The 14,376-nt window shown below is 74.9% G+C and carries 9 protein-coding genes; 8 read left to right on the plus strand and 1 reads right to left on the minus strand.

What is annotated here, in order from left to right:
- Nucleotides 1-142 precede the first annotated feature (142 nt).
- Genes ACFZB9_RS08175 through ACFZB9_RS08210 form a run of 8 tightly spaced genes read left to right on the plus strand, consistent with a single transcriptional unit; the run spans nt 143 to nt 12,631 of the window.
- A complete protein-coding gene (locus ACFZB9_RS08175) occupies nt 143-1,171 on the plus strand; it encodes a hypothetical protein (protein ID WP_391444772.1) in 1,029 nt (342 codons plus the stop codon).
- On the plus strand, nt 1,168-2,595 hold the full coding sequence (locus tag ACFZB9_RS08180; protein ID WP_391444774.1) for a hypothetical protein: 1,428 nt from the start codon (nt 1,168-1,170) through the stop codon (nt 2,593-2,595). The genes ACFZB9_RS08175 and ACFZB9_RS08180 overlap by 4 nt, the downstream gene beginning before the upstream one ends.
- Nucleotides 2,595-5,501 (plus strand): hypothetical protein, encoded by a 2,907-nt coding sequence (locus ACFZB9_RS08185; RefSeq protein ID WP_391444776.1) that lies wholly within the window; start codon nt 2,595-2,597, stop codon nt 5,499-5,501. Before ACFZB9_RS08180 ends, ACFZB9_RS08185 begins: the two co-directional genes overlap by 1 nt.
- The gene (locus tag ACFZB9_RS08190; protein WP_391444777.1) at nt 5,495-6,478 is read left to right on the plus strand and encodes a lantibiotic dehydratase C-terminal domain-containing protein; all 984 of its coding nucleotides are present in this window, start codon (nt 5,495-5,497) and stop codon (nt 6,476-6,478) included. Before ACFZB9_RS08185 ends, ACFZB9_RS08190 begins: the two co-directional genes overlap by 7 nt.
- A 19-nt stretch (nt 6,479-6,497) precedes the next feature.
- Entirely contained in the window at nt 6,498-7,691 is a 1,194-nt protein-coding gene (locus tag ACFZB9_RS08195) for a thiopeptide maturation pyridine synthase (protein ID WP_391444779.1), read from the plus strand.
- On the plus strand, nt 7,688-9,067 hold the full coding sequence (locus ACFZB9_RS08200; protein WP_391444781.1) for a nitroreductase family protein: 1,380 nt from the start codon (nt 7,688-7,690) through the stop codon (nt 9,065-9,067). The genes ACFZB9_RS08195 and ACFZB9_RS08200 overlap by 4 nt, the downstream gene beginning before the upstream one ends.
- A complete protein-coding gene (locus ACFZB9_RS08205) occupies nt 9,064-10,548 on the plus strand; it encodes a hypothetical protein (RefSeq protein ID WP_391444783.1) in 1,485 nt (494 codons plus the stop codon). Before ACFZB9_RS08200 ends, ACFZB9_RS08205 begins: the two co-directional genes overlap by 4 nt.
- Nucleotides 10,541-12,631, plus strand: a complete 2,091-nt coding sequence (locus ACFZB9_RS08210) for a TOMM precursor leader peptide-binding protein (RefSeq protein WP_391444785.1) — start codon at nt 10,541-10,543, stop codon at nt 12,629-12,631. Before ACFZB9_RS08205 ends, ACFZB9_RS08210 begins: the two co-directional genes overlap by 8 nt.
- 61 nt (nt 12,632-12,692) lie before the next feature.
- On the opposite strand, the gene ACFZB9_RS08215 is transcribed toward ACFZB9_RS08210, so the two are convergent.
- Entirely contained in the window at nt 12,693-14,144 is a 1,452-nt protein-coding gene (locus ACFZB9_RS08215; RefSeq protein WP_391445188.1) for an amidase, read from the minus strand.
- Nucleotides 14,145-14,376: the final 232 nt, after the last annotated feature.

Consider the following 14,376-nt stretch of genomic DNA (forward strand, 5'->3'; position numbering starts at 1 on the left):
GGACTAGACCATTTTGCTCGGCTAGTCTCGGCTGCAGAGAGGCCATGAGCGGAGAGCTCCGGCCGATGTTCCCGTGCGTACGGGAGCACAATCCCGTACGCACGGGAGCACAATCCCGCCCGCAATCCCGAGGGGAGAGGTGATGAGGCCCAGACTGCTTCCCGACACCCATCTGCTGCCCTCCGATCAGGGCGTGGTGATCCGTGGTCCGAAGCACACGGTGGCGCTTCCGGCGCCCGGTCTCTACCCCTGGCTCGAACGGCTGCGGCCGTTCCTGGACGGCAGCCGCAGCGTCGACGACCTCGTCACGGACCTGCCGCCGCAGACCGCGCAACACGTCCGCACGCTGGTCGAACTGCTGGTACGGGAAGGGTTCGTGCGCGATGCCGGCACCGATCTGCCGCACACGCTGAGCCCGGAGGTCCGGGCCCGGCACGCCGCGCTGATCGACTTCATCGCGCTGCGGTCCAACTCCCCCGAGTACCGTTTCGAGCGCTATCGGAATTGCGCACCCGTGGTGACCGGCTCCGGCCGACTGGCGAGTGCGCTGGTTCTCGCTCTGCTCGCATCGGGAATTGAGCACGTGCGTCTTCTCGTCACGCGAACCGGTGACCGTACCGGACCCGACGTGAATATCGCGCGACTGCGTGAATGCGTCGAGCTCTTGCGTGGCGCGGGCGGATGCTTTCGCTACGAAGAAATATCCGCGGGGGTTTCGGACGGGCTTTCGGAGGAGCTTTCGGAGGGGCTTTCGGAACTGCCCCGGGACACGGGCGTGCTGTTGTTCGGCGCGGACACGTGCGACCGGGAGACCCAGGCAGGGGTTCGCGCGCTGGCTGCGCGCTCGCGAGCCTGGTACGGGCAGGCGGTCGCCACGCGATCACAGGTGCTGATCAGTGCCGTGTCCAGGCTCGACGATACGACAGTCTCCCGGCCGGACCACGGCTCCGAGGACGGGTGTGCCCAGAAGGGCATGGAGCAGCCGAGCCCCTACCTGGGCGGCCCGGTCGCGGCGCTCGCGGCCGACCAGCTCTGCCTGCATCTGCTGCGTCAGATCACGGGGCCGGCGGAGCAGGAGCACGCCGGTGACCAGCCGGCGGCCTCCGGTGCGGCGGTGCTGGAGCTGGCCACCGGGCGCTTCCTGACCACCTCGCCGGTGCGGTCGGCGTGACCGCGATGACCCGCGCCCCGTTCCCGCTGGAGCTGTGGTCGGAGGCGGTCTACTCCCGGCGGTCGATCCCCGCCACGCTCGCCGCGGGTGCGAGCGCCCCCGGTGCGCCCGAAGCCGGCGCGCCCGAAGCCGACGCGCCCGAGCCCGAGCCCGTCGCGCTCCCCGGCGGGCGGCGCATCCCCCTGGCCGCGCCGCCGCTGCGCCTCGGGCCCGCGCACCGGCATCAGCCGGCCGGGGACGCCGGTCTGGCCGACCCGTCCGTCCTCGCCGCGCTGCTGCACTACTCCTGCGGCCTGCTCCAGCACGACCTGACCCCGGGCGGCTGGCCGCTGCACCGCGCCGTGGCCTCCGCGCGCTGCCGCTACCCGAGCGAGCTCTCCCTGATCGTGCCCGCGGCAGCGGGCGGGCACCAGCCGGGCGCGGTGTACCGCTTCGATGCGCTGCACCACCAACTCGTGCTGGTGCACCGGGGCGTGGAGGGTGACGTGGCGGCGGGTGACGCGGTGGAGGGTGACGCGGCGGGCGGGGTTTCGGCGGGCGGCGCTGCGACGGGTCGGGTTTCGGCGGGCGGCGCCGGCTCGGCCCGGTTCCTCGTGATCACCAGCCGGTTCGCCCGGACCGCCCAGCTCTACGGCGACTACGCCCCCCGGCTGTGCGCCCAGGAGGCGGGGATGCTGCTCGGCGCGGTGCACCTGGTCGCCGCCGCGCTCGGGCTGCGCACCCGGCCGGGCGCCGACCGCAAGACCCTGCTCGCGCTCTGCGACGGCTGGATACCGGGTGAGGTCGAGCACCCGATGGGATACCTGGAGATCACCGGCCCCACCACGGCCGAGGCCGCACTGCCGTGGGTCCCGCCGGACACGGCCGCGGTGCTGCGCGCCCGCCACTCCGGCGCCGCGATCTTCGACCCCGAGCCGGTGGCCGCCCCGCAGGCGCTGCTCGACGACCTCGGCGCCGCCCTCGCCACCGCGCCCTTCGCGGACTTCACCTGCCACCTGCTGGTGCGCCAGGTCGCCGACACACCCCCCGGGCACTACGTCCACACCCGCGAGCGTCTGCACCTGCTCCGGGAGGGCGACCCGGTGCCGATGCTCGAACAGATCGGGCAGACCGAGGGACGGGTGTCGCTGAACTTCCGCAGCGTCGCCTGCACCGCCTACCTGGCCGTGCGGCGCGGCACCGCCCTCGCACGGTTCGGCGCGGACGCGTTCCGCCAGGTGCACCTGGCCGCGGGGGCCGCAGCTCACCTGGTGTGCGTGGTCGCGGCGCGCCACGGCCTGACCGCCCGGGTGCACAACGGCTACGACGCCGCCACCGCCGAACGGCTGCTCCAACTGACCCCGGACGAGGAGACCGTCCTGTTCCAGGTGGCGATCGGCGCGGCGAAGCCGGCCGCCGGCTTCCGGCTCCCGGTGGTGTTCTGATGGCAGCCCGCACACCGCGCTCGCTGCCGGCGGACCCCGGGCCGGACCCGGTGGGCGTGCGCCTGGCAGGACTGACCGCCGACGCCCTCGACGGCTCCCGGATCCCGCTGAGCACCGAACTCGCGCTGCGCATCGTCGCGTTGGACCAGGCGATCCGCGCCGACGCCGCCGGGCTCAGCGAAGCGCTGCACGCCCTGATCGCCACCCAACGGGCGCGCCCGTTCAAGTCACGGCTGGTGGGACTGCGCCGGGCCGTGCACCAGGGTGCCCGCATCCGCACCCTGTTGGAGGCGGCGGCGCCACCGGAGGTGATCGGCCCGGAGCTCACCGACCGGATCCACCGCCACGCCGCCCACCGCGACGCCCGCGGCGAGCTCTTCGCGCAGCTGGCACGGGAGTTGCCCGCGGAGACGGGCTCCGCCGCCGCGGCCCTGGGCCGGCTCGCGCAGGACCCCGCGTTCGCGGTCGGCCTCGGCTACGCCAGTCCGGACCTGTACGACGACGTGCTGCGGTGGCTGGACCGCGAGCGCCTCGCACCGGGACGACGACCACTGGACCGGGCGGCCGTGCGGCTGGCGAAGTACGCGGCCAGGGCGGTGGCCAAGCCCAGCCCGCTGACCACCTTCGCCGCCAGCGGCTTCGGCCACTGGACGAGCGACGCGGGAGCAGCGGGGAGCAGGGGGAGCACGGGGAACGGGAGGAACGGGAGGAACGCGGGGAACGGCGTGGACGGCGCGCGGTTCGGTGCGAGCCCGGCGGGGGCGACTGCGGCCGCGGTGCGCCTGGAGAGCACGGTTCGGGCCACCGTGGTCGAGGTCGGCCTGCTCTCGCTCTCCCGGATCGCTGCCGCCCTCGCCCACCTGCCCGACCTCGACACGGCGGTCCGACTGCGCGTCAACCCGTTCGCCACCCTGGTGCCGTCCGCCGGCGGGGACCGGTGGCTCTTCACCGTCCCGGGCCCCTCGGGCGAGGTGCGCTCACTGCCGGCGACCGCGGCGCTCGCCGCGATCCTGGCGGCGGCACGGGAGGCGGGGACCCCGGCCGGCCTGCGTGCGCTGCTCGGTGCTCCCGCCGAAACCGCCGAGACCGCCGGCTCCGTCGGTTCCACCGCGACCCCCGCTGTTGCGGACGGGGCGGGCCGGGCGGACGCCGTGGTGGCGCAGCTCGTCCGGCTCGGCCTGCTGGAGGTCCGCCCCGATCTGCCGGACCAGGGCCTCACCGCGTCGGCGCTGAGCGCCTGGCTCGACAAGCAGGTGCCCGAGCAGGACCGCGGCGAGCGCCTGGCCGGCCTGCTGGACGATCTGCGGGCGATCCGCGACCAGATCGACGCCGCCCGGTCGGCCGCCCCGGCCGAGCACCGCGGCATCGCAACAGCCCTGCACGCGCGCACCGCGGACGCCGCCCGGCGCCTGGGCCTGCTCGGTCCGGCGGAGGAACCGGACCGCGGCACCCGGTACTTCCACCACACCATGGTGACCGGCACCGCGGCCACCCTCGACCGGGAAACCTGGCAGCCGGCCCTCGCCGACCTCGCCCTCGTCCCCAGCCTCCTCGCGCCCTTCGACACCCTCGCCCCGCGGCGCGCGGCGCTCCACCACCACGCCGTGACCGTCCACGGCCCGGGCTTCCGGCGGCCGTTCACCGCGTTCCTGCGGGACTTCGGCACCTGGTGGGCCGACGCGACGACGGACACCCCGACCGAGCGCGACGCGCGGCGGCAGGCCGCACTGCGCCACCTCATCGCGGACACCGCCGAGGACGCCGACGGCACCGTCCGGCTCGCGCCGCAGGCCGTGCGCGCGCTGTGCGGCGACTGGCCCGACCCGCACACCGCCGGCGACCGCCACGCCTACTACGTCCAGGCGCTGCCCGGCGCACCCGCCGGGCTCGGCCTGGTCCTCAACACGGTCACCTGCGGCCACGGCACCGGCCGGACCCGCATCGCCCAGCTGCTCGGCACCCCCCTCGGCGACACTTTCGGCAGCACCTCCGGCACGCCACACGACCTCCCCGGCGCCGCGCCGTACGCCGAGGCACCGCAGTACGCCGAGGCACCGCAGTACGCCGAGTTCGACGCCGCCTTCGGCAGCGCCCTCAACCAGCGGGTACCCGCGACGCCTGACGCGATCGACCTGGACGGCTCGCACGCGGACCGGGCACCCGAGCACCTGCTCCGCCCCGCCGACCTGGAGGTGGTGCACGACCGGCAGGCGCAGCGGCTGCACCTCGTCCACCGCGACACCGGCCGGGTGGTGCGACCCCTGCACCTGGGCCTGCTCGCGACTCCCCTGCTGCCGCTGCCGGCCCGGCTCCTGGTGGAGGCGTTCGGCCAGACCTCCTACGCCTTCTGGTCGGACTGGCCGCAGCTGTGGCGCAGCGATCGGCCGGACCAGGAGCCGACGGCCGACCCCGGCGCGCCGCGGCGGGTGGCCCGGCTCGCCCTCGGCTCGGTGGTGCTGCGCCGGGCGTGCTGGTTCGTCGACCACGGCCAGGCCCCCGCCCGCGCCGCCGGGGAGTCGGACGCGGGATACCTGGTCCGGGTCCACGCGTGGCGCGAGGCGCACGGCCTGCCGCTGCGCTGCTTCCTGCGGACCCTCACCCCGCGGCCCGCCGAGGGATTCGCGGGTCCGGCGCTGCACGACAAGGACCGCAAGCCGGTGTACCTCGACTTCACCCACCCCCACCTGCTGCGCGTCTTCGAACACGCGGCGTCCACCGGGCGGCCGCTGCTGCTCACCGAGGCCCTCCCCGAACTCCAGGACGCCCCCGCGCACCGGGACGGGCGGCGCCATGCGGCCGAGTTCCTGATCGAACTACCGGACGCGACAGCCCCGTTGACTGTGAAGACAACGACAACGACAACGACATCGACTGAGACGACAGAACGGCGACCCGACGCGTGCTGAGCCGAGATCCCGAGGCCCCCTGGGTCAGCGCCCACGTGTTCACCGCCCATCCGCTCGACCTCGTGGTGCGGCGGCTGCTCCCCGCCGCGGTCGAGGACCTGCGGCGACGCGGGCTGGCCGACCGCTCCTTCTTCCTGCGCCACTGGCAGTGCGGCCCGCACCTGCGCCTGCGGGTACGCCTGACGAGTCCGCAGGCCGAGCTCCCGGTGCGCGCGGCACTCGCCGAGCACGCGACGGCGTTCTTCGACGCGCTGCCGCCCTCGCAGCCCATGACGGAGCGTCAGTACCAGGAGATCGCCGAACGGTTCGCCGCGCTGGAGCCGGAGAGCGAGCCCGGCACCCTGGCCACCAACGACACCCTGGCCTTCTTCCCGTACCGGCCCGAGTACGGGAAGTACGGCCACGGCGCCGCGCTGCGGGCCGCGGAGGAGTGCTTCGCGACCTGCAGCGAGCTGGCCACGGCCGCCGTCCTGGCCGACTGGAGCCCGGCCCGGCGCCTCGCGCACTGCTTCGCCCTGCTGGTCGGCAGCCAGGACCCGGGCACCCACCCGGCGACCCGGGCGCCGCAGAGCATGGTCGAGCTGTACCGGCAGCGGCGCGCCACCCTGCTCCCCGTCGCCCGTGCGGCCCGCGCCGCCTCGGCCACGGCGGAGGCAGGCGCAGGTGCAGGCGCAGGCGCCGGTGCAGGCGCAGGCGCGGCCGACGCGGACCCGGTCACCCGCTGGCTCGCCACCCTCCGACGCGCCCAGGACACCGCCCAGGACGCCGCCACCGGCGACGCCACCGGCCGTGCGGTGGCCGCTGCCCGGCTGGCCGGCCACCTGACCCACCTGGCGTGCAACCGCCTGGGCGTGCGGCTCGATCAGGAGGCGACGCTGCGCGGCCTGGCCCAGCTCGCGGCAGCCGAGGCGGCTGCGGGGGCCGAGGAGGCCGGTCACGTCGGCCCCGACCGCAACGACGCCGGTCACAACGACTGAGAAGAACGAGGGACTTGCCATGGCACAGACATCACCGGCGGCCGAACCGCAGTGGCGCGCGGCCCACATCGCGTACTTCGGCGACGGCACCGACGAGTTGATCCTGCGGGCGGTACGGCCGGTGGTCGAGCGCTGCGCCGGCCACGTCCAATCGGTCTACGTGCTACGGCACTGGCGCCGCGGGCCGCATCTGCGGCTGGTCGTCCAGGCCACCTCCGACACCTTCGCCACGCTGGTGGAGCCCGCCGTGGCCGAGCTCGTCGGCGGCTACCTGCGCGCTCACCCGTCCAGCGCGCCGGCGCTCGACGAGACCGCCCTGCTGCCGCTGCACCGCCGGCTCGCCGACGCGGAGCGCGAACCCGGCCCGCTCACCCCGTTCTACCCGGACAACTCGATCAGCTGGGAGGAGCACGACCGCCGGATCGAGGTGCTCGGCTGCCCGGTCGGCGCGGATGAACTCGCCCTGTTCTACGAGCGGACCAACGGGCTGCTCTTCGACCACCTGACGGCCGTCGCGGCCGGCGTCCCGCGCGAGACGCTGGCGCTGCGGCTGATGCTCGCCACCGCGCACACGCTCTGCCGGCACCCGGAGGACGCCTCGATCCGGCGTGGTTTCGTCTCCTTCCGCTCGCACGCCGAGGGCTACCTGAGCACGGCCGGACCGCGGGTCCGCGAGGCCTTCGAGCAGCGGTACGCGGCCAACCGCGAGGTGCTCACCGCGCAGGTCCGCGCCGTGGTCGCCGCCTTCGAACCTGGCGCGGCCGATCCCCAGGCCGATGCGGTTGGCGGTCCCCAGGCCGGTGCGGTTGGCGGTCCCCAGGGCGAGGCGGAGCGCGACTGGGTCGCGGCGATCGACCCGCTGGGCGGCCGGTGGACCGCCCTGTACGAGGCCGGCGAGATCCCCGAGGCTCCGATCCCGGACGACGAGGAGAACGGGATCGGTGACCTGCTCGCCGCCAGCCCGCTGCACCAGGCGGTCGCCGGCAGCGCTACGTACAAGCAGATGATGTACCGGGATCCGCGCTTCCTGCGCTACCGCCTGATGCTCAACTACACCTACCTCCACCTCACCCGGCTCGGCATCCCCGGCCTGACCCGCTACCTGCTCTGCCACCTCGCCGCGAACGCGGTGGAGGAGGTGTACGGCGTCAGCGCCCTTGAGCTGGTGCTGGCCACCGCCGCCAACGACGCCACCCCACAGGCCCACGGATGAGGCCCGCCACCCCGGCGGCGGACCCCGACGCCTACCCGCCACCCGCCGACGCCGACACCGGTGGCACCGCGGCGCGCCGCTACCACGCCCGGTACGGCAGCGTGCTGCCCGCGATCGACCTCACCGCGAGCAACACCCCGCCCAAGGTCCACCCCGGCGCCCACGTCATCCCACTGCCGTTCCCGCCCGGGGCCCCGGCACACGCGAGCGGGCTCGATCCCGCCGCCTCCGAGAGCCTCGACAACCTCGACAACCTCGGCGCACTCCTCGCGCTGCTGTGCGGCGTCACCCGGATCGACTGGACCGGTGCCGGGGTCGGCGCGGGCCGGCCCGTGCCTTCCGGTGGCGGCGCCTACCCCGGGGAGGTGTACGTGGCCACCGCGTTCGGGCTCTGCCACTACCTGCCCGCGGCTCACGCCCTCGAACTCCTCTCCCCCGCCGACCTGCGGGCCGACCTCGTGCGCGCCCTGAGCCGGCCCCCGGCCCACCGGCCGGAGCTGGTCCTGCTGATCACCACCCGGCAGGACGCCAACCTGGCCCGCTACGGACCGTTCGGCCACCGGTTGCAGGCGCTCGACACCGGCGTCCTCACCGGGCAGGCGCTCACCGTGCTGGCAGCGGCGAGCGCCCGGCCGACCGCGCACGTGCTCTTCGCCGAGCGGGCGCTGGGCGGGCTGCTCGGCCTCGACCCCGGGGCGGAGCGCGTCCACGCGGTCGTCACCGCCGACCCGGCCTGCCCGCCCACGCCCACCGCCGAGCTGCTGAACCGCCGTTCGGCCCGGAGCGGCTTCGAACCGGCCCCGGTTCCCGTCGCACAGATCACCGAACTCCTCGACCAGGCCACGGCCCCGCTCCCCCTCGACAGCCCTGACGGCCCCGGCACCCCCGACGGCCCCAACACCCCTGACGCCCCTGACGCCGTCGGCTGCGAGCTGTACCTCGTGGCCGGCCGCGTCACCGGGCTGGAGCCCGGCTGCCACCGGCACGATCCACGGACCCGAAAACTGGTCCCGCTGACCCCCGGCGCAACACCCCGGGCCCTGTTCCCGCCCGGCGGACCGGGCGAGCTGGCCGGCTTCGAAGCCGCCTGTGCCCTGCTCGTGGTCGGCGACCACGAACGGGGCTACCCCGAGCACGGCGACCGCTGGTACCGGATGCTCAACCTGCGCGCCGGCATCCTCGGCCAGCGGATCGGCCTGGCCGCCGCGCGCGTCGGCCTCGGCGCCGGACTCCGCTGCGACTTCGTCAGCACCGAGACCGACCGCCTGCTCGGAACACCCCCGGGCCGCACCGCACTCCTCGCCGTCCTCATCGGCCCGGAGCGCGGCTCCGGCACGCCCACCCACCACCTCCTCTTCCCCGGAGGCCACCGGTGATCTCACCGAACTCCGCCCCCCGCCTGCGCCCGGACGTGTTCGTGGTGCCGAGCGGCAGCGGCACCGCCTACGTCCGATCGAGCCGGGGCACCGACCTGATCGCCACCCCCGGCATCGCCGGCTGGCTCGACCGCCTCACCCCGTTCCTGGACGGCACGCACACGGTGGCGCAACTGCTCGACGGCCTCGACGACACCCGCCGCCCGCTGGTCCTCGGCGTGCTGCAACGCCTGGACGCCCACGGGCTGTTGGAGGATCTGGCCGACCCCGGCCCGGCCCGGCGCGCCGCGGCCCATCCAGAGCTGCGAGTGCTGGTCCTGGCCACCGGGCCGGCCGGCCGCGCGCTGGACAGCGCGCTGCGACTCACCGGCATCCGCACCACCACGCTCGTCACCGACCACGCCGAGGCCCGGGCCGCCGCGACCGCCGGCCGTCACGACGCACTGCTGCTGCTCACCGCGGGCGACGACCCGCTGCGCGTCTCCGAACTCGACGAGCGCTGCCGCGAGCAGGGGCTCTGGTTCGCCGCAGCGGTGAGCGACGCGGACGCCTGGTGGCTCGGCCCGATCCTCGGTCCCGACCCCGCCTCCGACCCCGACCCCGACCCCGGCTCCGGTCCCGGCTCCGGCTCCGGCTCCGATCCTGGCCCCGGCCGCACCGAGGGCGGCTGGCTGGGCAGTTGGCTGCGCGTGCACGGCAGCACGCCCGGCGGCTACGCCCACCACGCCACCGAGGGCGTCGAGGTGGCCGCCGCCCTGCTCGCCCACCACTTCCAGCAGGCCTTCCTCGCCCAGGACCCCACGACGTCCGCCGACCGCCTCGTCCGCCTCGATCCGGCCACCCTCACCACGACGCACCACCGCTACCGGCCTCACCCCGCGTCCCGCCCGGCGGCGCCGGAGAGCGAGGCCGCGTTCCTCGCCAAGATCGAGGCCCTGCGCGGCGGTCCGGCCGTCGAGCCCGAGGAGTTCTCCCGGCGGGCCGCGCTCTGCATCGACCCGCGCAGCGGGCTGCTCGCCGAGCTCGACGAGGGCGGGCTGCCGCAGTTTCCCCGGCACGGCTCCTCCGCCCTGGTCCGTGACCCGCACACCGGCCGGGCCGAGCACCGCGTCCACGCCACCGGACCGGACTTCGCCGCGGCCCGCCTCCGGACGGCACGACGCGCCCTGGAGCACTACGCCCACCTGGCCGCGGATCCCCGGCGGTACGTCCCGACGCCCGACGGGCCGGCCCTCTGGGCCTGGTCCCCGGAGCACCGGACGGCCCACCTGGTGCCGGCGGCCGCCGTCCACGAACGCGGCCGGCCCGCGGTGCGCGGCCTCGGCTCCGGCGTCACCTTCGACGAGGCGGTGGCGGCGGCCCGCAGCAGCCTGCCCGCGCCGGCCCGCGTCCGTACCGTCCTGATCGTCCCGCTCGACCACGACCCGGCCGCCACCGAGGTCCTGCCCTACCTCGTGAAAGCCGTGAGCTCCGTTGACTGAGACCCTTCTGCCGACCGGCACCCAGCTGCGGCACGACGGCGGCCTGCTCGGCCTGGCCCTGGCCCGGCGGCTCGGCGAAGCGCCGCAACAGCAGTCGCAGTCGCAGCCGCAGTCGCAACCGCAGCCCGGCATCCTCCTGTTGGCAGCCGACACGTCCGACGCCGGGTCAGCGCTGCTTGCCACGGCCCGTGCCGACGCGGCGCCGGGCCGGCTGCCCGTCATCGCCGAGCTCGACCGCGTGGTCATCGGCCCGCTGGTCCGGCCCGGCGTCCCCGGGTGCGACCTCTGCCTCGCCGCCCGCCGCGCCGGGGCGCGCGCGGACGCGGCCGAGGACGCCGCCCTGCACGCGGCCTACGGCGCCCGGCTCACCGGCAACGTCTCCCCGCTGCTCACCCCGCTCGCCGCCGACCTCGCCGCCTCCCTGACGCTTCATCAGCTCACCGCCGGGCTCACCCCAGGACTCGCCACCGGGCTCACCGCCGGGCAGCCCACAGCGCGTGTCGTCACCGTGCTCCGGCTGGCCGACCTGCAGCTCAGCCGCCACACCTTCCTGCCCGATCCGCACTGCCCGCACTGCGGGACCCTGCCCGAGGACTCCCCGGCCGACGCCGTGATCCCCCGCGTCGCGCGTCCCAAGCCGGACCCCGCCGTCCTGCGGGTGCGCGACCTGCGCGCCGAGACGGCCGCACTCGAAGCCCGCTACGCCGACGACGAGACCGGCGTCATCAAGGGCCTGCACACCCGCGGGCTGCACACACTGCCCTTCGCCGAGGCCAAGGTCGGCCCGCCCGAGTCGGTCGACGGCGGCTACGGGCGCGCCCTCGACTTCGGCACCGCCAAGATGACCGCGATCGCCGAGGCCCTGGAGCGGCTCGGTGGTGGCCGCCCGGGCGGCCACCACACCGCGGTACGGGCGAGCTACCGCGACCTCGCCGCCCAGGACCCCGCGGGCGTCCTGGACCCGGCGAGCGCGGGCAGCCACGAGCCGCACCGCTACCAGCAGCCCGGCTTCCCCTTCCAGCCGTACCACCCCGAGCTGGTCATGCCCTGGGTCTGGGGCTACTCGCTCACCCGCGAGCACCCGGTCCTCGTCCCCGAGAGCCTCGCCTACTACCGCCTGGGCCGGCACACCCCGGGGACCCGCCCCTTCGTCTCCGAGATCTCCAACGGCTGTGCGCTCGGCGGGTGCGTGGAGGAGGCCGCCCTGTACGGCCTGCTCGAACTCGCCGAGCGCGACGCCTTCCTGCTCACCTGGTACGCCCGGCTGCCGGCCCCCGCCCTCGACCTGCACACCGCGCGCGACCGCCGGATCGGCCTGCTCGCCGACCGGATCCGCGAGCGCACCGGCTACCGCGTCGAGGTCTTCGACGTGACCGGTGCGGAGGGCATCCCCAGCTTCTGGGCCGCGGCCGTCGACGCTTCCCCGGGAACAGGAACGGGAACACGAACGGCAACGGGCACGGGGACTGGGGCTGGGGCTGGGGCTGGGACGGCCGCGGACCACCGCCCCGCCGTGCTGTGTGCGGGCGGCTCCGGGCTCGACCCGGAACGCGGCGTCTTCGGCGCGCTCCACGAACTGGTCACCGCCATCGAGGCCTACCAGCTCATCTACCCGCAGCGCCACGCGGACGCCGCCCGGATGCGCGAGGACGCGGAACAGGTCCGTCTGATGGATGACCACGCGCTCCTGTACTGCGACCCGATCGCCGCCCGCCGCCTCGACTTCCTCCTCGCCCCCGACGGCCAACCGCCCCACGAGCGGCGGGACCTGGGCGATCTCGCCGACCGGTACGCCTGGCCCCGCCACACCGACCTGCGCGCCGACCTGGACGAGTTGGTGAGCCGTTTCGCCACGAGCGGCCTCGAAGCGATCGTCGTCGACCAGACCACCCCGATCCACGCGGCTTCCGGGCTCTCCTGCGTCAAGACCCTGGTCCCCGGCCTGCTGCCGATGACCTTCGGCCACCACCTGCGCCGCATCACCGGCCTCGACCGCGTCCGCAGCGCCCCGCACACCCTCGGCCACACCGACCGGCCGCTCACCCCCGAGGAGGTCAACCCGCACCCGCACCCGTTCCCGTGAGCGCGTGACCGCGCCGAGCGGCGCGGGGCGCGGGGCGCGGGGCGCGGAGCGCGGAGCGGCGCTACTTCGGCACCTGGAAGCCGCCGATCCTCTCTTCGAGCAGCTCGGCCAGCCGCAGCGGGGTGCGGTCCTCGAACATCGGACCGATGAGCTGCACTCCCACCGGCAGGCCCTCGGGGGACCGGCCCGCCGGGACGGCGGTGGCGGGCAAGCCGGGCATGGTGGCCACACCGGCCCAGACGAGCTGGTCGAGGTACGGGTACCCGACACCGTCGATGTCGATCCGGCGCTCCAGCAGATCGGGGTTGTGGTCGTGCGGGAAAGCGGGAGTCGGCGTGATCGGACACACCACGGCGTCGAACTCGGCGAAGAGCTGCCGCCAGCCGTGGCGGTGGAGCTCACGACCGCTGTTCGCCTCGATCCAGTCGCGGTGGCTGAACACCATGCCGCGCAGCCGCGCGGCATCGAGACTCCGGTCGTCTGCGCTCAGTCCGGCGGCGCGGGCCCGCAGCTGCTCGTACGCGTCAACGGGATAGCGGGCAACGGCGCCCGAAAAGTGCAACTGCGTGTAGAGCATCGCGGCTTCGGTCAGATCGGGCAGCAGCGGACTGTGCCGTTCGACGCGGGCGCCGCCGTCGACCAGCGCCTCGGCCACCCGGTCCACGCCCGCCCGCACGGCGGCCCCGGTCGGAATGAGCGGATGCTCGTCGAGGACCAGGACCCGGAAGTCGCACAGCCGTTCGTGGCGCGCGGACGGCAGCGCCAAGTCGTGCGCCACACCGAGCGTCAGCGGGTCCGGTCCGGCCATCACGTCGAGCAGGAGCGTGAGGTCGCGGGCGGTGCGCGCCATCGGACCGACCACCGCGAGGTCGGGTTCGGCCGGGAACGCCGGCGCCTGCGGCGGGACCATGCCGCGGCTCGCCGCCAGCCCGAGCGTCGGCTTGTGGGCGTAGACACCGCAGAAATGTGCGGGGGTGCGCAACGAACCGGCGATGTCGGAGCCGATGGACAGCGCGCCGAATCCGGACGCGAGGGCCGCCGCTGATCCGCCGGAGGATCCACCCGCCGTACGACCGCGGTCCCACGGGTTGTTGGTGGTCCCGTAGATCTCGTTGAAGCTCTGCACATCCTGCAGCCCCAAGGGCACATTCGTCTTGCCGAGCACCACCGCGCCCGCGGACCTGAGCCGCGACACCTGGACCGCGTCCTCGGCCGGCAGGTAGTCCCGGTGGTGTGGGATGCCCCAGGTCGTGGGCAGTCCGGCGATGTTGTAGGACTCCTTGACCGTCACCGGAATGCCGAGCAGCGGCCGGTCCTCACCGCGGGCGCGCGCCTGGTCGGCACCAAGCGCGGCGGCCCGTGCACGGTCGAAGTCCGGCACACAGATCGCGTTGATCGTCCTGTCATCCCGCTCGATGCGGGCGATCGCCTCGTCGGTCAGTTCCACCGACGTCACGTCACCGGCACGCAGGGCAGCCGCGAGTTCTTCGGCCGTCTGAAAGTTCCGTTCCATGAATCCGACGGTAGCGACCTCTCGCGCAGGCCATGAAATGCCGCTCCGCGCAACGGGATAGCTGCATCCATGCTCGTCATGTTCCACTCCGGCCACAACCGGTTCACCCGGCCGCCGCGCTCCCCGACCGCGTCCACGAACAGCTCACCGGCGACACGGTCCCGGATCAGGCCCGGATCGACGCCTGGGCGGCCGCGTGCACCGACGGGCGGATCGCGTCGATGCCGGTCGC

This window comes from Kitasatospora sp. NPDC008050 (assembly GCF_042957465.1).
Lineage (GTDB): Bacteria > Actinomycetota > Actinomycetes > Streptomycetales > Streptomycetaceae > Kitasatospora.